The following is a 21,806-nucleotide window of genomic DNA, read 5'->3' on the forward strand; positions in this document are numbered from 1 at the left end:
TGTGTTTCAGTGGAACAGCTACATGATGATTACATCATGCCGCCCATACCACCCATGCCGCCCATGCCGCCCATATCAGGCATTGCAGGACCGCCTTCTTGCGGCTTATCAGCAACCATTGCTTCAGTTGTGATCATCAGACCTGCAACAGACGCAGCGGCTTGTAGCGCTGAACGCGTTACTTTAGCTGGATCAAGGATACCCATCTCCATCATGTCGCCATAAGTCTCATTACCAGCGTTGTAGCCGAATGCGCCTTCGCCGTCGCGTACTTTAGAAACCACAACAGAACCTTCGCCACCAGCATTGGATACGATTTGACGCATTGGTGCTTCCATTGCGCGGCAAGCCAGTTCGATACCGACTGTTTGGTCGTGGTTGTCACCTTCCAAACCTTCAACTTTCGCCAGAGCACGGATCAGAGCAACACCACCGCCAGGTACAACACCTTCCTCTACTGCAGCGCGTGTCGCGTGCAGTGCGTCTTCAACGCGTGCTTTCTTCTCTTTCATTTCGACTTCAGTGGCTGCACCAACTTTGATAACCGCAACACCACCTGCCAGTTTAGCTACACGCTCTTGTAGCTTCTCGCGGTCGTAGTCAGAAGAAGTTTCTTCGATCTGCGCACGGATCTGTGCAACACGGCCGTTGATTGCGTCAGCTGCACCAATACCATCAACAATAGTTGTGTTCTCTTTCGTGATCGTTACACGCTTAGCTTGACCCAACTGCTCCAGAGACGCTGTCTCTAGGTTCAAGCCAACCTCTTCAGAGATCACCGTTCCGCCTGTCAAGATAGCGATATCTTCTAGCATCGCTTTACGACGATCACCAAAACCAGGTGCTTTAACAGCAGCCACTTTAACGATGCCGCGCATGTTGTTCACAACCAACGTTGCCAGCGCTTCGCCTTCAACGTCTTCTGCGATGATCAACAATGGACGAGATGCTTTTGCCACTTGCTCTAGGATTGGCAGTAGATCGCGGATGTTAGAGATCTTTTTATCAACCAACAGAATGAATGGCTGTTCAACTTCAGCAGACATGTTGTCTTGGTTGTTTACGAAGTATGGTGATAGGTAACCACGATCGAACTGCATACCTTCAACAACAGATAGTTCGTTCTCAAGGCCCGAACCTTCTTCTACCGTGATAACACCTTCTTTACCTACTTTTTCCATCGCTTCAGCGATGATTTGACCCACAACTTCGTCAGAGTTAGCAGAGATCGTACCAACCTGAGCAATAGCTTTAGAGTCTGCACATGGAACCGCCATACCACGCAGTTGCTCAACAACAGCAGCTGTCGCTTTGTCGATACCACGCTTAAGATCCATTGGGTTCATACCCGCTGCAACAGACTTAAGGCCTTCGTTTACAATCGCTTGCGCCAAAACTGTTGCTGTTGTTGTACCGTCACCAGCTACATCGTTTGCCTGAGATGCGACTTCTTTGACCATCTGCGCGCCCATGTTCTCGAACTTGTCTTCTAGTTCGATCTCTTTCGCTACAGATACGCCATCCTTTGTTACAGTAGGAGCACCAAATGCTTTATCTAAAACAACGTTACGGCCTTTAGGACCTAGTGTTGTTTTTACTGCGTTAGCAAGAATGTTTACACCTTCCAGCATGCGCTGGCGAGCATCATCTCCAAAACGTACGTCTTTAGCAGCCATGATTTCTTATCCTTTACCTTAAAAATTCGTTAACTTGAGGATGTCTAAGTCGTGCGCTGGATTAAGCTTCCAGAACGCCATAAATTTCGCTTTCGCTCATGATCAATAGTTCTTCACCGTCGATTTTAACAACGTTAGAACCTGCATACTGACCAAATAGAACTGTATCGCCGACTTTAACTGTAAGTGGCTGTAGATCACCGTTGTTTGAAATACGGCCTTCACCGACAGCAACGACTTCACCTTGATTCGGCTTTTCCGCAGCAGAACCTGGCAGAACGATACCACCTGCAGTTTTAGTTTCTTCTTCACTGCGGCGGACAACGACTCGGTCGTGAAGTGGACGAATTTTCATCTGATCTCTCTCCTGATGGTTTGATCAAAAAGTGATATTAACTATTTGATTAAGTCAAAGACCGTAACCATCTGGTTACCGGTTCTTCGATTAATGTGGGCGGGGTTTATGAATTCAATAGCCCCACTTAAAAAAAATCTATTTTTTTTCGTCATCGCGGGTAAAGTCACCCTCGAACACATCACCTGCACGCGGGCTATCTTGATCATTGTGAAAAGGTGAACGATCCGAACGCGTTTGATGCTCAAAATTAGAGTCATGCGATTGAGGTTGAGCGCCAAAAGGGTCAGGGCCTGAGTGCTGTGAAAAACCCGTTTGGTTCATCGTCACCACTTTTGCTCGCGACATTACGCCACGCACAAACGCTTGACGGGTAAATGGGATTAGACAGCAAAATCCAATTGCGTCTGTTACAAAACCGGGCGTTACTAGCAACGCACCACCAACCGCTAATACGAGCCCTTCTATCATCTCCTGCCCTGGCATCTCACCGCTTTGCATCCGCTGCTGTGCCCGCGCTAACGTCGAAATCCCTTGGTAGCGCAACATATTGACGCCGATAAAAGCAGAAAGCAGCACCAGCGCCACGGTATACCAAGCACCAATCGCTTCACCCACGTTGATCAATATGGTGATCTCGATAATCGGGACGACAATAAAAAGAAGAAACAAAAACGGCATGGCAATCCACCTCTACAAGGTATTAGCACGCCGCTGCACAAATGATCGCCCATATCCGCGTGGCTTGCTAATAGAGTTCTATACACAGCGACATCTAGAAACGCATAGAGCCACCGCCTTATATCCTATTCTTTGGGGCGAATTAACTCATTACAACCTTAACCGTCAGAGAGCCTACCTTAGTCGTGTCTTAAAAATATCATTGGACAGGTAACGCCTAGCTAATATATGTTTGCTGCACTGCAACATGCTGCGCCGCAGCATTTTTTGAACGAAATAAGGTAAAGAGAGATGAAGCTAAATAATAAAGTCATCGTCATTACTGGTGGCGGCCGCGGCCTTGGTCGCTCTATGGCACTAGAACTGGCAAGCCAAGGTGCACAGCTAGCACTCGCAGATCTAAACGCAGAAGACTTAGACGAAACAATCAACTTGTGTGCGGAAAAGGGCGTTGTCGCGCGCGGCTACGTTGCCAATGTTGCTGACGAAGCGAGCGTAGAGAAGCTGTTCGATGATGTGATCAATGACTTCGGCGAGCTCCACGGCCTAGTGAATAACGCAGGTATTACACGTGATGGTTTGTTCGTAAAAGTGGACCGTGAGACCGGCAAAGTGACGAAGAAGATGTCACTGGAGCAGTGGAATCTTGTGATGGACGTTAACCTAACTGGCTCGTTCTTATGTGGGCGCGAAGCTGCGATTCGCATGATCGATGGCGGAACACAGGGTTGCATCATCAACATATCTTCAGTTTCACGCTCAGGTAACATGGGGCAAACGAACTACACTGCAACCAAAGCGGGCGTTCAGGCTATGGCTGTGACTTGGTCTAAAGAGCTAGCTCGCTATGGCATTCGCGCAGCATCTATTGCACCGGGTTATATCGGTACTGAAATGGTTATGAGCATGAAGCCAGAAGCGTTGGATAAAATTGCTGCCGGTATTCCAGCGAAGCGCCTTGGTACTCCTGAAGAGATCGCGCGCACTGTGACCTTCATTTTTGAAAACGACTATATCAATGGTCGCTGCATTGAAGTGGATGGTGCTCTGCGCATCTAACGGCTTAATCCCCCTCAGAGGTCTCTGCGTAGGCCTCTTTCGCTTTTCAGCGCGAATTCAGCGTCACTTATCGATAGTAGCGGTTTCGATCAGGTGAGTTTTTACACGCAAAGCATGATTTTCAGCGCCCTTTCACGTAAAATTTCGTCTGAATTTATCCACAAACTCAAAGGTATCAACTCCAATGCAACTGCTTAGCCAGTTTCTACGTCGTAACGAAACCGACGAACAACTGTCCGACCTAATCGCTACTCTAATGGTCGCCTGTAAAGAGATCGCACTTAAGCTTCGCCAAGGTGCACTTGCAGGGATTCATGGCTCAACTGACAACACAAATGTTCAGGGCGAGACCCAGAAGAAGTTGGACGTAATCTCCAACGAGATTTTAAAAACTGTGCTGCTAAACCACTCTTTGGTTGCCGGTGTTGCATCAGAAGAAGAGAGTAATCCGGTTCCGGGTAATAAAGATGGCCGCTTCTTGGTTATCTTCGACCCACTGGATGGCTCCTCAAATATCGATATCAATGTATCTGTTGGTACGATCTTCTCTATTTTAGAAGCACCTGCTGGGGAAGATTTTGCGAATGAAGCGGCATACCTGCAAAGTGGCCGTAAGCAGTTAGCATCTGGCTATGTATTGTATGGTCCATCCGCGACTCTCGTGCTGACAACAGGCCATGGCGTTAACATGTTTACGCTATCTCATACAGGTGACTTCCTATTAAGCCGTGAAAACGTCTTGATCCCTGAAGAGACAAAAGAGTTTGCTATCAACATGTCTAACCGTCGCTTCTGGGAACCTGCGATGCGTAACTACGTTGATGACCTGCTCGAAGGTGCTGAAGGCCCACGTGGCAAAAACTTCAATATGCGTTGGGTCGCTTCCATGGTAGCCGAGGTTCACCGCGTTCTCACTCGTGGCGGTATCTTTACCTACCCATGGGACGAGCGCGCTCCCAAGAAGCCCGGTAAACTGCGCCTAATGTACGAAGGCAACCCAATGAGTATGCTGGTTGAGCAAGCAGGCGGCCTGGCAACAAACTGCTACCGCGACATTATGGATGTTGAGCCAGACGATATTCACGAGCGTGTTTCTGTCGCGCTTGGCTCCAAGAAAGAGGTTGAGGCGCTGATGAGCTACCACACAGGCGAAGAGCCTACTCAGGTAGACTAATAGCGTATAGTCGTATTCATTGCACTGGATACGACTTCTATAATCGAACAATCTATTCCCTTATATTTCAGCATAGGAAGAAAACGCATGAGCTTTGCAAAAGTGCCTGCAGGTAAAGACCTACCAAACGACATCTACGTAATCATCGAGATTCCAGCAGAGAGCTCGCCGGTTAAGTACGAGATCGAAAAAGAGGAAGATGCACTTTTCGTTGACCGTTTCATGGCAGCGCCAATGTTCTATCCTGCAAACTATGGCTACATCAACAACACGCTTGCTGATGATGGCGACGCGGTAGACGTGCTCGTACTGACACCTTACCCAGTTGTGCCAGGCTCTGTTATTCGTTGCCGTCCTGTTGGCGTTCTCAACATGACTGATGAAGCGGGTGTCGATGCGAAACTGGTTGCTGTACCACACGACAAGCTGACTAAGATTTACAAAGACGTTCATGACGTAACAGATCTGCCAGAGCTGACTCTTGCACGTATTAAGCATTTCTTCGAAAACTACAAAGGTTTGGAAGAAGGTAAGTGGGTTAAGGTTGAAAACTGGGAAGGCGCTGAAGCCGCTAAAGCTGTTATCGAAGCGGGTGCAAAAGCGTACGAAGCCGCTAAGTAAACATGCCTTTTCTAAAAAAGCCTCCTCAAAAGGAGGCTTTTTTATTGCCTGCTATACTCTCACGCATTACAAATTACTGCGGCTAAGCGTGAATCATCCGCCATGGGCACAAGAAAAAAACCCTTCTAATAACACAGCGTCCTAAAAAAGGCCCAAATACGCGCCTTATTAGAAAGCACTCAGCAATACAATATAGGGCTCTGCTTTAGATCCAAACTACTTTGCGCTTCTTCTGACTTTTGCTGATACGTTACATCTTTACGTATCATTTCTGAATCACCACCACCGTATCGACACGGTAGCCTTTAACCCAAAAGTGACTGCCCAAAACGCTGTATTTTTAACTGAGGAAGTCTATCGAATAACTGGATAGCAGATCGGCTTTTCAGGACGCCTACAAGCTTTGAAACACTTAATTTCACTGGTATCAGAACCATTAAATACACACGACCTTCCTGCACATTTAATGCAACTACCTCACAACCCTACTGCTCATAAAAGGGCAAGATCGGACCATAAGCCGCCCGCTCCATATCGCCCTTCAAAGCCAGTGCCTATATTTAGGCGTCCACACTATATGATACCGACAATGCAAAAAAACACGTGATGCCCTTTTGAATCAGCTCATGCACTTGCTTTTTATTCCAGAGAGCACTCAACAAAGATTGCCCATGGGTAAGAGGCTCTTATAGCAGGCATAGCCGACCATAGATGACCACACCCTCTGGGCGCAGTTTTCATTGAACAGTAAAAAGCCACTCGTAATATAGAGTGGCTTTTCTATGAACGACTTCGCTAGACTTTGAACTTACCTAGAATACGATCCTGTTCTGACGTCTGCTCAACCATGCTGTTACACAGCATCGCTTGATCCTGAGCACTTTCTGACACCAGTTGACTGATATCTCGAATATTAGACGTATTGCGGTTGATCTCATCTGAGGTTGCACTTTGCTCTTCAGCGGCAGTCGCTATCTGGATTGTCATCTCACTGATATGGCGAATCCCGTTACGGATATTCTCGAGCGATTGATTCGCATTTTGCGCAATGCTACACGCTTCATTAGCTACGTCTCGGCCACGGCTGATGGTCTCTTCAGCTTTCGTTACACCGCCTTGCAACTGTCCGATCATCTTTTGAATCTCTTCCGTTGACTGCTGCGTCCGTGATGCAAGCGCGCGCACCTCATCCGCCACAACCGCGAAGCCTCGGCCTGCATCACCCGCGCGCGCAGCTTCAATAGCAGCGTTGAGCGCAAGCAAGTTCGTCTGCTCTGCAATACCGGTGATAACCGTCAAGATAGATTCAATGTTATTGCTGTAGCTCGCAAGTTCGCTGACCGTTAAGACAGCGCCATCCATATTTCCGACCAATGATTCCATCGCGCTTGTTGTTTTGCTGACGACATCCGCCCCTTCCATCGCAGCATCATCCGCACTTTGAGCAGCAGACGCTGTCTGTTGAGCGCTACTAGCTACTTCCGTCGCCGTTGCAGACATTTCATGCATGGCTGCGGCTAGTTGGTCAAGTTCGTTAAGCTGCTCACTTAATTGATTTGAAGAACTGTTGGCGGCGTGGGCTGTCTGATCGGTGCTGTTCCGTATCTTGTGGGACGCATCTTTGACATCGAGAATCACTTTTTGTAAGAAATCTAAAAACTCATTGAACTCACCGGACAGGGCACCAAACTCATCCTTTGACTCTACAGAAAGGCGATGAGTCAAATCACCATCCCCGGAGTTGAGTTCTCGGATAGACTGGCGAAGCGATAACATCGGCTGAAGCAGTTTTGTAGACACAACATAGAGCGCTAACGACGACAAGATAATACAGATTATTGTTCCGATAACGGCACTCGTACCAAATCTTAAAGCAGGCGCCATTACAGTTGCTTTATCAAGTACCGCAGCAACATACCAACTGTGCCCTGGTAGCCGCTCCAATGGTTCAAATAAAACGAATACATCCTTTCCAGCAACAGAAGCTGTATGTAGGTCTTTCGAAAACTCGAGCGGTTCTCCATCTAGGAAGTCAGTTATGTTTTTACCGTTATAGGCCACATCAGGGTGAGAGATAACTTGCCCGTTACCGTCTAACAATAGCGCATAACCTGCACCATCGAAGCTCATTGTGTTTAGCGCTTCAGCAACTGTGGCTAAGCTTAAGTCTCCCCCAAACGCACCTTGGAAACGGCCTTTATCCTGCAGTTTCGCAACGGCAGAGATCAATATTTCACCGGTTGCAGCATCGGCATAGGGCTCAGTGAGCACTGCTTGGTCATGGTCGCGTGCATGTGGATACCAAGGACGTTTACGCGCATCCCAATTAGCAGGGTTCCAAGTTGGGTCGTTCGTGATACGAGCCCCATCTTTCTCCAAGCCACCAAATATCAAAATGAACTCTTCTTTCAATAAAGGCGTATCAAAAGCTTGCTGAATACTCTGCTCGGAAAAATCAGCATCGACAGTTTCAGCCATCATATTGATCAGAGCCAGCTTGCCGTTCAACCAGTTGGTGATCTGATGAGAAAGCACCACCATACTCTCTTGGGTACTGCTCTCGGCGGCATCAACCAATGAATTTTTTACTGACTGGTACTGAATCCAAGAAAAAAGACTAAATACCAATACCACGACAGTGGAGGCCACCAAGGCCAGTTTGTGAGAGACTTTCATCACCACCTCATCTTTGTATGACGTAACATAGACTGTCCCTGTCGGAGTAAAACAGAGCACTGTTACCCTGCGAGTGAAAAACACTTAGCGCTGTTCTCAGTTTAGCTGCGATTAATTCGCTGATAACTTCACTCAGCCAGCACATTCGACTTAAGTGCTGATATCGATCAATGCACCTAAACCTTTAGTTTAATAAGTAAAGCCTAACTTCGTGAGATTGCGAGTTTTTTTTCCAATGGTGAGGTACTTTCAAAAAGCGCCTTTTTAGCCCATTATTGCAGTCTCTTTTTCGGTACTAAGGTGTTCCTAAAATGTTAAGATTCTTCGCTAAACTCGCAGCTATCTTCTGCATAACCACCCATCTATACGCAGCTAACCCGCAAGTCGAAATGACGACCAATAAGGGGACGATTGTTTTAGAGTTATTTGCTGAGGAAGCGCCTATCACAGTCGACAATTTCTTGCGCTACGTCGACGATAACTTCTATGCAGGCACAACCTTCCACCGGATTATTGATGGCTTTATGATTCAGGGCGGCGGCTTTACTGAAGACTTCAGCCGCAAAGAGACACTCGCGCCTATCCAGAATGAGTCAGCCAACGGCGTTGGCAACGACCGTGGTACGATTTCAATGGCTCGTACACGCAACCCACACAGCGCCACCAGCCAGTTCTTCATCAACCTTGTCGATAACTTCAACCTCAATGCAGCGGGTAACCGCGCAGGCTATGCAGTGTTTGGTAAGGTGGTGTCAGGCATGGAGGTTGTAGATAACATCGCAAAAGTAGAGACCGGTGCGAAAGGCGGCCACCGTAACGTGCCGAATACACCCGTGGTTATTCAAAGCGTGAAACGCTTAGCGAACTAAATACTGCCTTTATTGTGGGGCACTGCGGGCAATTGCCACGTAGTTGCCCCGCATCTCCAATGTGGTCTCACCTTCGCAGATAATCTGGATAGTAAGGGCCAACCTAGCACGGCCTTTTTCGCTCAGGCGCTGCAAAAATTGATCGACACTCGGCTGCTCAGGCACCGCGACCTGTGAAGCAAACGCCGCTTTCACAGGTGCCAGATAGCTCATATTGCAATCACGAATCATCACATCACAGTCGTAATCATGATCTCTCAGTAACAGCGTTGTTAAACACCAGCCAGAGATCGTTGCTAACGTCGCTAGCGAACCACCAAATCCTGTTCCCTTATCGTTGATATTAGGCTCAAGCGCGGCAGGAATTGTGAGCACCCTCCCATCATAAGATAGCGCCCCTAGCCCCATATGATTAAGAAGTGGAATTTGCGTTTTCAGCCAAATTAGAAACTGTTCCGTGTCTTGTTGCGTTGCCATAAACCCCTCTATACCTTTGGCTGCCATTGGGTAACGTTCTCGGTCCATTGCGCTGCAGGAACACTTTTTTGAGCCATTGGCGTACCAATGTAGATAAAGCCAATCAGCTTCTCATGGCTCGCCAATCCCAGTGCGTCCATCACGTGCTGATTGAAAGCAAGGTCGCCGGTACGCCACATCGCACCTAATCCTTGAGCATACGCTGCTTGAACAACCGCCTGTGCGGCGCAACCGGCCGTAATAACCTGCTCAATTTCTGGGACCTTTGGATGAACATGCAAAGTAGCAACTGCAACAATGATCATTGGCGCACGATGGGGCATACGCCGCATCTTGGCTGCTTTCTCATCACTCAGACCGCCATCACAAACAGCGGCGCTAGCAGCGACGAAAACCTCCCCAAGTGCATCCAAATCATCGCCAGTAATCTCAATGAAACGCCAAGGCCGCAAACAGGCATGATCAGGCGCACGCAACGCAGCTCGATACATAATATCGAGCTGCTCCGGCGTTGGCGCAGGTGCTTGTAGAGCGGGTGTTGAAGTACGGTTGTGAAGCAGTGTCAGAGCATCCATAGCCTATCCTATTGTCTGCCTAAACGGCGATTATGAGGCGCACTTTCCAAATGGCTACTGCGGAATGGATTGATATCCAAACCACCACGGCGCAAGTAGCGCGCATAAACCGATAGCTCTTCAGGTTCACAGCGCTCCCAAATATCCATAAAGATATTTTCTACGCATTGCTCGTGAAAGTCGCCGTGCTCGCGATAAGAGATTACATACTGTAAAAGCCCTTCGCGGGAGATGGGCTTACCTTTATAGGCCACCACAATTGATGCCCAATCAGGCTGCCCTGTCACTGGGCAGTTAGACTTAAGCAGATGGCTATACAACGTTTCCTCAACCGGCTGATCAGCGGTGTTTTTTAATAAACTTGCGTCCGGAGCATAGTGCTCCACTTCAATATCCAACTCATCGATACAGACACCTTCAAGCGGCTTAATCTCTTCAAGCGCATCAGGGTGCTGTAAAAAAACCGCCACTGGTGCGCCTGCAGCAGTTGACAGATCTCGCGTCATCGCATCGATCACCAACTGCTCTGTTTCGAACCGGCTTAGGTTGAATGAGTTGAGGTAGAGCTTAAAAGACTTCGACTCAATGATATTCTGTGACGATGCAGGAATATGGAATCGCGCTACCCGCACAACCGGTTTTCCCTTGGTATTCAACCAAGAGACCTCATAGCCATTCCAAATATCTTCACCTTTGATCGGTAATACACCGCGCTCTATACCACGAGTTTGCCAGTTCAACTGACGCGCAATGGGGAAAAGCAATGAGGCATCGTATTCATTAACGTATGCCGTATCGCTACCTAATGGTGAAGCCTCTAGGGTTTGTTCTTCATTCATTAATGTCTAATACCTTTACCAGCACTCAACAGATTAAGTGCGACCGTAAACAGAATGATATTGAAAAGCACTATCATACCAAATGCGACACCAATATTGATGTCACTCACCCCTAAAATCCCGTATCTGAATGCGTTGACCATGTAGAGAATCGGGTTCAACTGGGATACACCCTGCCAAAATTCGGGGAGTAGCTGGATCGAGTAAAACACACCGCCCAAGTAGGTCAGTGGCGTGAGAATAAAGGTCGGGATAATGGAGATGTCATCGAATGAGTTGGCAAACATCGCATTAATAAATCCACCCAGCGAAAACAGCGTTGAAGTCAGTACGACGACCGCAACCATCACCGCGAGGTTATGGACCTGCAATGACGTAAAGAACAACGATAGCAGGGTTACGATCACACCTACTGCCAGTCCACGAGAGACCCCACCGACAACATAGCCAGATAAGATCACCCAGTTCGGCGTGGGCGACACTAGCAACTCTTCGATGTTGCGCTGAAACTTCGTGCTGTAAAACGACGAAACGACATTGCCATAAGAGTTAGTAATGACAGACATCATGATCAACCCTGGCACGATAAACTCCATGTAATCGAAGCCGCCCATCTCACCGATTCGGCTACCAATCAAATTGCCGAAGATGATGAAATACAGCGTCATCGTAATAGCTGGCGGCAGCAACGTTTGCGCCCAAATACGCGTAAAGCGGCGCACCTCTTTGATGACAATAGTTAAAAACGAGACCCAAAGCTCTTGCGCTTTCATTAAGACGCCGCCTCCAAGTTTTTCTCTACCATGTTCACAAACAACTCCTCTAGACGGTTGGCCTTGTTGCGCATACTCACTACCTCAATCTGCTGTGTTTGTAGCTGCGCAAATAACGAGGTTAACCCTTGAGACTTCTCCACCTCAACGATCAAAGTGTGCGCATCCTCTAGACGCGCTTTGTACCCTGAAAGTACCGGGAGCTCTGAAATATCTTGCGCAAGATCGAGAATAAACGTCTCGCTATTGAGCTCCTGAAGTAGCGCTTTAATCGAGGTATCCTTTACAATCTGCCCCTTATCGATGATAGCGATATTTCGGCACAGGCTTTCCGCCTCTTCCAAGTAATGGGTGGTCAAAATGATGGTCGTGCCAGCAGCATTTATCTCCTGCAAAAATGCCCACATCGAGCGGCGTAGCTCGATGTCGACCCCTGCCGTGGGCTCGTCTAAGATCAGCAACTTCGGCTCATGTACCAGTGCACGCGCTATCATTAAACGTCTTTTCATACCACCTGATAACATACGCGCCGCGTCGTTGCGCTTATCCCAAAGACCCAGCTTTCTTAAATAGCGCTCTGCACGCTCTGCAGCGACAGAAGATGGGATGCCATAGTAGCCCGCTTGAGTCGTGACAATATCAATCACCTTCTCAAACATATTGAAGTTGAACTCTTGCGGCACGACACCCAACGAGCGCTTAGCTGCAGCGGCATCTGTATCCAAGTCGTGGCCAAACACCGAAACTCGGCCATCAGTTTTGTTAACAAGTGAAGACACGATACCCAACGTCGTTGATTTACCTGCTCCGTTTGGACCAAGTAACGCGAAGAAGTCGCCTTGCTCCACGCTGAATTCGATCCCTTTAAGGGCTTCAAATTGATTGTCATAGACTTTACGCAAACCCGATACCACGAGCGCTTTGGTCATAGCGAAATCCTACTTAAGCTTTAGTTTGTAGAGAGTTGATGAGGATGAGAGAGATTATTTCAACCGTTGAGCTAGTCTATCAGGTAATATGTACGCCTTTAGACTAGCAACAGAGTTATTCCAGATGGGAAACAGTTACCTTCAGTTTCATATCGAGCTACTCAAGCAGACACACAACCAACTGCTTACCTACCCGCCGTTCAAAGATGCAGAGAACTCTGACGATGAGGCATTTTTGGACGCCCTCGTCACCGTTATAACGCTGACCGAGAACCAAGAGGCCGATTATCTATCACATGGCCAAGATCTTTTAACACAGTGGATACGCCGCTATCCCGATACGGCCCCACTTATTCCGCGCGACCTTTTTTGGTTTTACGGCGGAGACTGCCTGCACTTTATGCCTGACGAAGAGATCAACCTGTTTCAGCAGCTAGACGAAGCGCGCTGGGAAGCTGAGCAAACGAACGAACCCTACGACTACGCTCCGATGCGTGCACGTATTCTAGGTCTGACAGCACTCCATTAAATGCTAGCTGGGTACTAGTGCACATAACCGCCGACTAACGATAAAAGCGATATTGATTAGTACCCTCGCGTTGCGCGAGATGCAAAGCGTCTTCAGCGCAATCTAACAAGTTCGCCACGTCTCCACCGTGGTTTGGCCAGATACTTATCCCGACTGATATGGACGCCACTTGCTCCTCCCCGTTGACATAGAAAGGAGCGCTAAAGGACATCATCACTTTTTCACAAACCCGTTCAACCTGAGAAGCGTCTTGAAACCCTTTCATCAATACAACAAATTGATTTTCCGTAATACGAGCCAACACATCATTCCCGCGTAAGCTAGCAGATATACGCTCAACCACCGCCCCGACTAAATCATCATGCTCGCGAATTCCAAGAATAAGCCGCTTACCAAACGGGTCCCGAACCTCGCAGTAGAGCAACGCTAAAAGGCGCTGATGCTTTTCACAGTCTTTAAGCATCTCGGGCAAGGCATCGAGTAACTTTTGACGGTTTTCACTGGCAGCAAGCGGGTCATGGTATTCGAGCCATGACAACCGCTCTTCAGAACGTTTCTGATCTGTGATATCAACGCCCATCGATAACACAACAGCGCCTTGATCAGACCAACCATCCATATAGGAGTGAATCCACGACATATGGCATAACCGGCCATCGCTATCGATAAACTGGCTCTGGGAGCGGATCAAGTTAGCTTGTCCCAAGTAGAGCTGGTTAACGCTATCCACAATACCGTCAGGGTCATCACATACATGAAACAAATCAAAAAAGCTCAAACCGCTTGATAACGATAACCCTTGCTGCTCAAGCATACTGCTACCTAGGTCATTGACAGAGTGAACGCGGCCGCCCGGCCCATGCGTTACAATGATGCTGGCAGAGCTGTTAAGGAGCCCATCCACAACATGCCTTTCCAATCGCAAAGCACTCGCCATCTGGTCGTACTGCTCACTGACCTTCCGTTCATCGATCAAATACTTCTTAAGTTGCCCAAAGACACCGAGGCTAGCGCTGTAAAGTGCCTCTAGCTCTCCCACCGCTGCCACATCATAACTAGGCTCAGCATCCAAGCGCGCGCTGCGTCGAATAAAGTCTTGAAAGTCCTCCAAACGGGACGCTAAGCGGCCCACAAGCAGCGCCGCTACTGTAGAAACAATCGCAAAGCTCATCACCAGTATCCATAACAGCTGATCCGTACGCTGAGCTAGGCGCAATTGTGAATCGGTCATATCTGAGATAGTCACCCATAACGCCCCCAGAGAATCACCGGCGTCTAACTTAGAGAAGATAACCTCGTTAATACGCCCAAACGCTTCGATCTGATACGGGTGGTTACGCTCTACCTGCGACTCACGCGATAGCAATAACTTAATTACCTGAGAGTTTTGGCTACGCTGCGTTAAGATCGGGAAATCGAGCTGTTGGCCGTTGAGCTCGTTATCTTCACGCTCTCCTGTTGGCGGGGCGACACCAATATCAGTGCCTGTCGAAGTTTTGTACGCCAAAATCATGTCTTGAATATTCAAGCCAATCACCAGCACAGAGCGCACCTGCCCATCACTAAGCAGCGGAATAGCTAAGTATCGAGAGCATGTTTTACTACAGTGCAACTGGCTGACTGGACGCTCATTTTCAAATGCTCGATTCACCATGACAGGATAACGCGCATCTGCAGCGCCCCAACTTTCAGTTAAGTTGAGGGTTTTATCAAACAAAGCCGCGCTGTCTAGTAGACCCTGAAACTCAAACTGCTGAAAGCTAGCATCCATCACAGCCGACACAGCCGACACAGCAGATATATCCTGCCCTTGAGCCGTGGATACTAATGACAGGGTTTGTGCGATATCCAGCAGCTTATGATAGGAGTTAGACAGTGCACCGTTGAGAGCACGCTGATTCAGCTCTCGCAGCTGCTGCTGACTGCTGTCCAACTGCAGTTCGTACTCGTTTGATAGCCAGACGTAGATCGCTATATGGGATATCAGCAATAAAACCAGTACAGGTATTAACGTCGTCCGATAGACGCTTTTTGCGAGCCACATAGTATCCCCTTAGAAACGGTAAGCGACCTGAAGCAGATACAGAGACCAATCCTCTTTTGTTTGGCTCGCGTCAGGATTTTCACGTTTAGGCAGCCATGCTGTACCGTTGATGCGATGCACCTCTGCGCGAATACTCAAATGATCAGACATCTGCCAGCCCACCCCAACGGTGAAATCTTTCGCCCATTGGGAATGTCGTGGCAAACCAAATACGGCTGGATACTCTGAGCCATTCCGATCATTGCGGTTGTAGTAAAACTCGTCATACCGCAAGAGCAGATCCCACTGTTCAGCAAACCGGTAAACCCACTGGATGTAATATGATTCAGAGTCGGTGTCTGGGTTCGCGGCAAAGATTCCACCCAAGTCAGACCAGTCGACGCGTTGGCGAGCGTACTCAGCTGTTAGCGACCAACGCTCCGTATTGTACTCAGCGCCTAACGTTGCCAACTTGATATCCAGCTCGCCATCCATGAGGCCCAGCTCCTGAGCCGCACCTGGGCGATAATCCAGCGTAATGTGGCCCAAGGTAGACGTTAAACGCCAGCGGTCCCGCATATCAGAGAAGTCGAGCTTTGAAACAACGCCCAGCGCGCGCGAGAAATGCCCAGATAACCCGGCCCCCAGATAGATATACTCTACGTTGTCATCTTTCTCAGGCTGACCAATCAAAAGACTGTAATCTAAACGATGTTCCTCAAATGGAACCGACACATATCCCATCACGCCATCGGCTGACAGCATGAGATCACGAGCCTGATCGAAATAAATAGATTGTGGCAACACAATTGACGGACGGGTAAAAGGAATGTCCCGCGTGTCATTGTAAAAGCCATAAGGGATCTTTAAACGGCCGACTCTCGCACCCGCTGAGATGCACTCACAGCTATCAAAACGAAAGTCCGCCAATAGATAATCAATTCGCGGGGAACCATCACTCAACGATCCTGACCGACGCGACATAACCTGACCAGAAACATGCAGTCGTGAACTCGGCCGCCATGTGCCGTAAACCGCCATTTCACGCAGCGCCGAGCTGATATCGTCATCATTGCCTCCGGCGAATGTGTTGTCTTCGGTCGTGGTCACAAGGCCTTGTGAAATAAAGCCACCCCAATAAAAATCGGTTGCTGTATCAGCCCAAACAGACATTGAGCCGAACAAACCTGCAGCGAGCAAGCTGCCTTTACTTAACTTCGACAATCTCAACCCCTTTGAGTATCGGTTTACTGGCTTCGTCAACATAACCGATGGCTCCTTCCACTTTTTGAACCTGATTGATCATTTCAGTGATAGATACCACCTCTATCGGTGGATAACCCGTTCCACTGAACGCAGCGCGGTCCCAAACCATTCTTAATTGGTAGGGAAACATCTCTAAATCTTTTTTCACAAAGGACTTGTGAACAGCGTGCTTATCCGACAAAACAAAAACTCGCATTGGCTTTTGGTCAGGCCAACGCGTTGTTCGCATCGTAAATATTGAACGGAGATAGTTTGCTGAAAACAGCGTTGTATCTGTCCCGGGGTGAACAATAACGATCTCTGCTCTGCTGTGTGATGACAACAACAGCAAGCAGATAAAAAAGAAAGTTTTAAAACTTTGCGCCACTACATTCCCTCGCAATGAAATCCATCTTAGCGCTGTGCGCTTGACGTGAGGATATTATAAAAGAGAAGGTACTGATAAGAATAGCAGAAATGGCGTCCCATAGGGGGTTCGAACCCCTGTTACCGCCGTGAAAGGGCGGTGTCCTAGACCACTAGACGAATGGGACGTACATATTTTGGAGCGGGAAACGAGACTCGAACTCGCGACCCCAACCTTGGCAAGGTTGTGCTCTACCAACTGAGCTATTCCCGCACATTCTTGAAGAGTAATGGCGTCCCATAGGGGGTTCGAACCCCTGTTACCGCCGTGAAAGGGCGGTGTCCTAGACCACTAGACGAATGGGACATCTAATCAAGAAGCGCGCATTTTATAGCTATCAGAATCTTCCGTCAACAAATTAAAACTGTTTTTGATAGATCACACGGTCATGACTACGGTAGCGACCGAATATCGCCTCGGCAGAAACCTCCGTATCGTCAGCTCCATCACCATCCCAGTCAAACTGCAAGTAGGCGGCACCGGAAAGATCCACATCAATCGCCACCGTACCTACTTGGCCAGCGCCCGGCGCGGTTAAACTTGCTCCTGCATCACCATCGATAACTTTAAAATCACTGGCTGCATGGACAAAGGAGATCGACGTCAGCCCTCCCCCGACTAAACCACCCGCAACATCACGCAAAGAAACTTCACTATTTAGCCACTGCGAGCAACTATCCAGTGTATTAGTGACAAACGCAGAACCATCGTAATACTGTGTTAGCCATGACAGCGGCAGCGCTGCCGTCTCAGGCCCGTATGCATTCGCTAAGTAGAGACGGCCATAGCGCACTTCAGGGCCAGCAATATGATCGACCCACTCATAAGACAGGCATGACGAATCAACAACACTGTCACCATCCGTATCGACCCGGTAGCACACGCCATCGGTATCGGTAAGGTCTGCTTCATCAAACTCAAGCCCAACCAGCATATCGAACGGAGCTTCTAAACCATTTTTCACGTAAGTCACTGTGTCATCCGCTAGGCTAAGCACCCCTTGGCCGTTAAAGCTCTGATTCGTGCCATTCCAGCTAGGAGTACCCAAACTCGGCACCAGCGAAGCCAGAGAACTCGTTTGATTAGAATACGTACGGCCTACTGCATCTTCAGCAAGCTTCCAATCCGCACCGCTATAGTTATTCACCACCTGCCCATTTGCTCCATGCGCTGTCACAGTAAGCTCTGGATGTACCGAGAAACCAATCTCGCGATTCTGATAAGCAAACTGGTCAGCTGAACAATGCCCCTCCCAACGCGGGCCGGAAAGCGCTGCATTTTGAGCTAAGGAGAAATAGCTCGGAATAAAACGCCCCACACTCTCTTCGCTCTCAGCGATGCTATAACCCATATAATCGGTATCACGCGCCAAAACGAATAGAGCTCCCACCTCCGAGTAGGTCACATCGCTGCGCATCATTACGCCACCGGAAAAGAGCGATGAGATATTACGCCACTGCTTATCATCAGATACCGTAACAGACGATCCCACAACCCAAGCACCACCCGTTGCGCCTTCAGCCTTGGTGGGTGTTTGCATATAGACACCAAGGTCAGCATTTGAAGGCTCGTAATTCGGCGTAACCATCCCGTTGCTGCATTGCGCTGTAACAGATAGCGTAAACGGAGCAGACGCAACATGTGTCGCGCTCGCACCGAGCAATGAAGTATTACTCGAGTCCATTGCCGAGATGGCTAGCTTGGTGGGGTAAGCAATAAACGTATCGCTGCCAGAGATCGTCTTGCCGCCCAATACAACACTAATATCAAGCTGAACCTCCCCAGCGTCAGCATAGCTGGCAGAGAATGTCGCTTCGCCACTTGAATTAAAGATTGCCGGCACCGTTTGAGGTACAGCACTAATGGCATAACTTGAACCTTGTGAGTTCAATAGCACTGAGCGGCCTCCACTCGCCGGCGAGATATAGCTCGATGTAACTGATAGATTGCGCTGCCCTACTACCGCAGCTTCACACACCCGCTGGTTATCCGTCGCTCTCACGATTGACACGGTGAAGTTTGGTGTGACTTCGCACGACTGCATATCAGGCACATCAAACAAAAGACCGACGTCCGAAACCACCAAATCGCGATCTTCAGACCCGCCGTCACGTCGGTCTGTAACCACACCGTCAGTCACATCGAAATTGATTATTTCAGAGGAGCCAACCAGATCTGGATAACGGAACGATAACGTTACCGACGACTCGCCATTGTTAGGAAAACGATACGCTGCTCTACCTCCCGATAAAGCCGTAAGCACTCCACTCCCCTGAACAATTCCGTCCCACGAGCCTTTGCCCGAGGACGTACTAATCGTGATGGTTCGGTCCTCAGCATCCTCAGCACCGCTTTGGTCGTTTCGAGCCGTAATGGTGACCTGCTCCGTCAAGCAGCTCACCAAACTCCCGCTATGGCTGATAGAGTAATGATCGATCGTTACCGGAGCCGTGCAATTGCAGCTGCGCGCGGTACCATCATAATTGCGCTCAGCAAGTTCATTGGTATAGATCTGTTCAACCTCTTGGGGTAGCAAGTCCACATCAAACAGCTTTACCTCATCAATATCGCCCGGGAAGAAGCGATCACTCAACCCATGATCTTGGCCAATTTGTAATGGGTTGCTATTCGTAATTAACTCACCTTCAAAGGTACTAGTCGCCACCGCGTTTCCATCGAGGTAAATAACCTGCTTACCATCCATGTAAGTAATGGCAATGTGGTGCCACTGATTTAAGTTAACACGCGCAGAGGAGGTCAGGGTTCTTACCGCCCCGGTACTATCATTCCACCACCAGTAAACACTGCCATTAGAAGTGATGTGGTACTCGTAGTTGGTGTCTTTTGAGACAATCGAGCTAAGCGATGACGGCAGGCGCTCCAATCGAATCCAAGAGGTGAGCGAAAGGCGCTCAGTTGGGCTCACCAAACTATTGCTGGGTAAGCGAATATAGTCATCGAGGCTATCAAAGCGGGCCAGCCCGCAAACTTTACCGTCGATCGTCGAAAGCACGCCGTTTTCAGCATATGCATCCAGCCCATTCGGGCCAGAATCCACAACATCTCGGCCATCACTCCAGTTGCAGCTATCGAAGCGATAATCAAAGACGGGAACGGGTATTTCACAGCGTCTTTCTGAACCGTCATAGTTCTTTTTCGCTAACTGATTGTTGTATATCTCGCGTACTTGAGACGCACCAAGCTCCTTATTGAAGAGCAAGGGCTCATCGATATACCCATCCCAATCTTGTCCCGAATCGAAACCGCCTTGCAGTGTGTCTTGCTCTTGCCCGAGTATCACACCGCCTGGCGAAAAGTTAAGCGCTCCCGCATCAAGCCCGTAGCGACAGCCCTGCAAAACACCATCAATGTACAGGCAGTTTTTTGAGCCATTGCGAGTATAAACGAAGTGATGCCACTGATTATCCGCGATATCCGGTGTCGTAATCAGATTTTGCTGTGAAAACGAGTTGCGCTTTATTAATGGCTCAAAGCGCTGGCTATTCCAAAAGAACAGTAGTAACTCGTTATTGAACTGTGGGCCAAAGCCAGAGAACAACGCCTGCGTTTGATTACGCTGGGAGGTTTTACCCCATACGGAAAAGGACATTTCCGTAAGCCCCTGAAACGCTTGATAATCAAGCGAGATAAAATCATCTAACGCAGTGGGAGTGAAATCAGCAGCTCGGCATACCGCTCCTTCCTCGACAGTTGGCATCGCCTTACTCGCCTGACCGTGATAGCTGTTACCGCTATAGTCTGTTATCTCATCTGCAACCCCCGCCCATTGCGACTCATCCAGATGCCAGTCGCCTATCGGTTCAGGTAGGTCACCGCTCGGAGGTCCTCCAGCACAGGCACGCGTTGAGCCATCCCAGTTGAGCTGATTTAACTGGTTGGTGTAGATAGACTGCACTTCGCCATCATTCAGCGTGCTGCGAAAGATCAACAACTCATCGAGTAGACCATCCCAGTCTTGCGACGATGTAAAGCGCCCTCCTAACGAATCTTGCTCCTGCGCAATATACAGCCCACCATCAGAAATACGGGGCGCTCCGCCATCTGATCGACTACAGGTTTGTCGAACACCATCCAAATAGAAGCAGTTATTGTTGCCCGATCTTGTCCACACAAAATGGTGCCATTGGTCATCATTGATCGGTGCGATATTCGCCGATAAAAAGTTACGCTGAGCGTAAAAAAGATTAACTCGTCGAGGATTGCTGAAAAACAGCAAAACACTATTATCCCAAGCTCGCCTATTATCGCGATATGCGCCGGAAAGAATAGTTTGAGACTGCGTTGCAGAGGTCGGTAGTTTACCCCAAACAGAAATAGAGAAGTTATTCTCTCGATCGAGAACATCAGCATCTAAAATAACGCCATCGGTTGTTGAGTTCTCGGAGAAGTCAGCGGCGCCACACACAACACCTTCGCTTGAATTGACTATCGGCTTTGTTGCTCGCCCGTCGAAGCCATTCCCGCTTGAGTCGATAACCTCGCCCGCAACGCCAGACCACTGAGCTTCATCAAAGTACCAAGCGGCCTGCAGCGTCGTCTGGCCATAGCTCACGCCCGATAGGCTTAGCGACAAAAGCAATAGTGCAAAGCGAACATTCGCAGCAAAAGAGAGAACAAACTTCATAAAAGAAACCAGCAAAACTTAACAACCCGTACAGTGTAGTGGCTTATCAAATTTTTTGCGTATTAGTGGCTAAAAAACTAGCAAATACAAAGAGAAGGAATAGAGAGAAGAGATGGCGTCCCATAGGGGGTTCGAACCCCTGTTACCGCCGTGAAAGGGCGGTGTCCTAGACCACTAGACGAATGGGACGTATAAATTTTGGAGCGGGAAACGAGACTCGAACTCGCGACCCC

The 21,806-nt window shown here is 48.7% G+C and carries 18 protein-coding genes and 4 tRNA genes; 5 read left to right on the forward strand and 17 right to left on the reverse strand.

Translation table 11 applies throughout. The annotated features are described in order from the left end of the window. Positions 1-29: 29 nt before the first annotated feature. From groL to E4L36_RS13310, 3 genes are all read right to left on the reverse strand, one after another. Entirely contained in the window at positions 30-1,676 is a 1,647-nt protein-coding gene (gene groL, locus E4L36_RS13300) for a chaperonin GroEL (RefSeq protein WP_127692311.1), read from the reverse strand. Between the two features lie 61 nt (positions 1,677-1,737). Beyond that, positions 1,738-2,031 carry a co-chaperone GroES gene (locus E4L36_RS13305; protein ID WP_127692310.1) on the reverse strand — a complete coding sequence of 98 codons (294 nt, stop codon included), beginning with the start codon at positions 2,029-2,031 and terminating at the stop codon, positions 1,738-1,740. Between the two features lie 138 nt (positions 2,032-2,169). Continuing rightward, on the reverse strand, positions 2,170-2,712 hold the full coding sequence (locus tag E4L36_RS13310; RefSeq protein WP_136680997.1) for an FxsA family protein: 543 nt from the start codon (positions 2,710-2,712) through the stop codon (positions 2,170-2,172). A 291-nt stretch (positions 2,713-3,003) separates the two neighbouring features. On the opposite strand from E4L36_RS13310, the gene E4L36_RS13315 reads away from it, so the two are divergent. From E4L36_RS13315 to ppa, 3 genes are all read left to right on the forward strand, one after another. Next, entirely contained in the window at positions 3,004-3,771 is a 768-nt protein-coding gene (locus tag E4L36_RS13315) for an SDR family oxidoreductase (RefSeq protein WP_127692308.1), read from the forward strand. Between the two features lie 184 nt (positions 3,772-3,955). After that, positions 3,956-4,945 (forward strand): class 1 fructose-bisphosphatase, encoded by a 990-nt coding sequence (locus E4L36_RS13320; protein ID WP_127692307.1) that lies wholly within the window; start codon positions 3,956-3,958, stop codon positions 4,943-4,945. Between the two features lie 87 nt (positions 4,946-5,032). Further along, positions 5,033-5,566: an inorganic diphosphatase gene (ppa, locus tag E4L36_RS13325; RefSeq protein WP_127692306.1), complete on the forward strand. Its 534-nt coding sequence runs from the start codon at positions 5,033-5,035 to the stop codon at positions 5,564-5,566. A gap of 795 nt (positions 5,567-6,361) precedes the next feature. Here ppa and E4L36_RS13335 read toward each other — a convergent pair. Continuing rightward, complete coding sequence (locus E4L36_RS13335; protein ID WP_136680999.1) at positions 6,362-8,242, reverse strand: methyl-accepting chemotaxis protein; 1,881 nt, start codon at positions 8,240-8,242, stop codon at positions 6,362-6,364. 311 nt (positions 8,243-8,553) lie between these two features. On the opposite strand from E4L36_RS13335, the gene E4L36_RS13340 reads away from it, so the two are divergent. Next, positions 8,554-9,111: a peptidylprolyl isomerase gene (locus E4L36_RS13340; RefSeq protein WP_136681000.1), complete on the forward strand. Its 558-nt coding sequence runs from the start codon at positions 8,554-8,556 to the stop codon at positions 9,109-9,111. 9 nt (positions 9,112-9,120) lie between these two features. Here the strand turns inward: E4L36_RS13340 and E4L36_RS13345 are convergent, their stop codons facing one another. From E4L36_RS13345 to E4L36_RS13365, 5 genes are read right to left on the reverse strand one after another with little or no spacing between them, the layout of a single operon-like run. Next, the gene (locus tag E4L36_RS13345) at positions 9,121-9,636 is read right to left on the reverse strand and encodes a YiiD C-terminal domain-containing protein (RefSeq protein WP_240770727.1); all 516 of its coding nucleotides are present in this window, start codon (positions 9,634-9,636) and stop codon (positions 9,121-9,123) included. After that, positions 9,597-10,163 (reverse strand): nitroreductase family protein, encoded by a 567-nt coding sequence (locus E4L36_RS13350; RefSeq protein WP_136681002.1) that lies wholly within the window; start codon positions 10,161-10,163, stop codon positions 9,597-9,599. Before E4L36_RS13350 ends, E4L36_RS13345 begins: the two co-directional genes overlap by 40 nt. 8 nt (positions 10,164-10,171) lie before the next feature. Beyond that, the gene (gene queF / locus E4L36_RS13355; protein ID WP_136681003.1) at positions 10,172-11,002 is read right to left on the reverse strand and encodes an NADPH-dependent 7-cyano-7-deazaguanine reductase QueF; all 831 of its coding nucleotides are present in this window, start codon (positions 11,000-11,002) and stop codon (positions 10,172-10,174) included. Then, the gene (locus tag E4L36_RS13360; protein ID WP_136681004.1) at positions 11,002-11,775 is read right to left on the reverse strand and encodes an ABC transporter permease; all 774 of its coding nucleotides are present in this window, start codon (positions 11,773-11,775) and stop codon (positions 11,002-11,004) included. Before E4L36_RS13360 ends, queF begins: the two co-directional genes overlap by 1 nt. Continuing rightward, on the reverse strand, positions 11,775-12,704 hold the full coding sequence (locus E4L36_RS13365) for an ABC transporter ATP-binding protein (protein ID WP_136681005.1): 930 nt from the start codon (positions 12,702-12,704) through the stop codon (positions 11,775-11,777). Before E4L36_RS13365 ends, E4L36_RS13360 begins: the two co-directional genes overlap by 1 nt. A 124-nt stretch (positions 12,705-12,828) precedes the next feature. Between E4L36_RS13365 and E4L36_RS13370 the strand changes: the two genes are divergently transcribed. Further along, positions 12,829-13,233, forward strand: a complete 405-nt coding sequence (locus E4L36_RS13370) for a PA2817 family protein (RefSeq protein WP_136681006.1) — start codon at positions 12,829-12,831, stop codon at positions 13,231-13,233. A gap of 34 nt (positions 13,234-13,267) precedes the next feature. On the opposite strand, the gene E4L36_RS13375 is transcribed toward E4L36_RS13370, so the two are convergent. The 8 genes from E4L36_RS13375 to E4L36_RS13410 all read right to left on the reverse strand — a co-directional run bounded on the left by E4L36_RS13375 (position 13,268) and on the right by E4L36_RS13410 (position 21,762). Continuing rightward, positions 13,268-15,277 carry a diguanylate cyclase gene (locus tag E4L36_RS13375; protein ID WP_136681007.1) on the reverse strand — a complete coding sequence of 670 codons (2,010 nt, stop codon included), beginning with the start codon at positions 15,275-15,277 and terminating at the stop codon, positions 13,268-13,270. A 9-nt stretch (positions 15,278-15,286) separates the two neighbouring features. Next, positions 15,287-16,480, reverse strand: a complete 1,194-nt coding sequence (locus E4L36_RS13380) for a porin (protein WP_169051543.1) — start codon at positions 16,478-16,480, stop codon at positions 15,287-15,289. Continuing rightward, positions 16,464-16,889 carry a hypothetical protein gene (locus tag E4L36_RS13385; protein ID WP_136681009.1) on the reverse strand — a complete coding sequence of 142 codons (426 nt, stop codon included), beginning with the start codon at positions 16,887-16,889 and terminating at the stop codon, positions 16,464-16,466. Before E4L36_RS13385 ends, E4L36_RS13380 begins: the two co-directional genes overlap by 17 nt. A gap of 90 nt (positions 16,890-16,979) precedes the next feature. Then, positions 16,980-17,055: transfer RNA gene (locus tag E4L36_RS13390), tRNA-Glu, on the reverse strand. 10 nt (positions 17,056-17,065) lie between these two features. Continuing rightward, positions 17,066-17,141, reverse strand: a tRNA-Gly gene (locus E4L36_RS13395). Positions 17,142-17,158: 17 nt separating this feature from the next. Next, a tRNA-Glu gene (locus E4L36_RS13400) sits at positions 17,159-17,234 on the reverse strand. 52 nt (positions 17,235-17,286) lie between these two features. Further along, a complete protein-coding gene (locus E4L36_RS13405; protein WP_136681010.1) occupies positions 17,287-21,573 on the reverse strand; it encodes a LamG domain-containing protein in 4,287 nt (1,428 codons plus the stop codon). Between the two features lie 113 nt (positions 21,574-21,686). Further along, positions 21,687-21,762 (reverse strand) — tRNA-Glu (locus tag E4L36_RS13410). Positions 21,763-21,806: the final 44 nt, after the last annotated feature.

Source organism: Neptunomonas sp. XY-337 (genome assembly GCF_004959845.1).
Lineage (GTDB): Bacteria > Pseudomonadota > Gammaproteobacteria > Pseudomonadales > Balneatricaceae > Neptunomonas > Neptunomonas marina.

Bases quoted from the DNA above. Each gene is read 5' to 3' on its own strand.
- groL (WP_127692311.1), bottom strand. From the start codon at position 1,676: ATGGCTGCTAAAGACGTACGTTTTGGAGATGATGCTCGCCAGCGCATG.
- E4L36_RS13305 (WP_127692310.1), bottom strand. From the start codon at position 2,031: ATGAAAATTCGTCCACTTCACGACCGAGTCGTTGTCCGCCGCAGTGAA.
- E4L36_RS13310 (WP_136680997.1), bottom strand. From the start codon at position 2,712: ATGCCGTTTTTGTTTCTTCTTTTTATTGTCGTCCCGATTATCGAGATC.
- E4L36_RS13315 (WP_127692308.1), top strand. From the start codon at position 3,004: ATGAAGCTAAATAATAAAGTCATCGTCATTACTGGTGGCGGCCGCGGC.
- E4L36_RS13320 (WP_127692307.1), top strand. From the start codon at position 3,956: ATGCAACTGCTTAGCCAGTTTCTACGTCGTAACGAAACCGACGAACAA.
- ppa (WP_127692306.1), top strand. From the start codon at position 5,033: ATGAGCTTTGCAAAAGTGCCTGCAGGTAAAGACCTACCAAACGACATC.
- E4L36_RS13335 (WP_136680999.1), bottom strand. From the start codon at position 8,242: ATGAAAGTCTCTCACAAACTGGCCTTGGTGGCCTCCACTGTCGTGGTA.
- E4L36_RS13340 (WP_136681000.1), top strand. From the start codon at position 8,554: ATGTTAAGATTCTTCGCTAAACTCGCAGCTATCTTCTGCATAACCACC.
- E4L36_RS13345 (WP_240770727.1), bottom strand. From the start codon at position 9,636: ATGGACCGAGAACGTTACCCAATGGCAGCCAAAGGTATAGAGGGGTTT.
- E4L36_RS13350 (WP_136681002.1), bottom strand. From the start codon at position 10,163: ATGGATGCTCTGACACTGCTTCACAACCGTACTTCAACACCCGCTCTA.
- queF (WP_136681003.1), bottom strand. From the start codon at position 11,002: ATGAATGAAGAACAAACCCTAGAGGCTTCACCATTAGGTAGCGATACG.
- E4L36_RS13360 (WP_136681004.1), bottom strand. From the start codon at position 11,775: ATGAAAGCGCAAGAGCTTTGGGTCTCGTTTTTAACTATTGTCATCAAA.
- E4L36_RS13365 (WP_136681005.1), bottom strand. From the start codon at position 12,704: ATGACCAAAGCGCTCGTGGTATCGGGTTTGCGTAAAGTCTATGACAAT.
- E4L36_RS13370 (WP_136681006.1), top strand. From the start codon at position 12,829: ATGGGAAACAGTTACCTTCAGTTTCATATCGAGCTACTCAAGCAGACA.
- E4L36_RS13375 (WP_136681007.1), bottom strand. From the start codon at position 15,277: ATGTGGCTCGCAAAAAGCGTCTATCGGACGACGTTAATACCTGTACTG.
- E4L36_RS13405 (WP_136681010.1), bottom strand. From the start codon at position 21,573: ATGAAGTTTGTTCTCTCTTTTGCTGCGAATGTTCGCTTTGCACTATTG.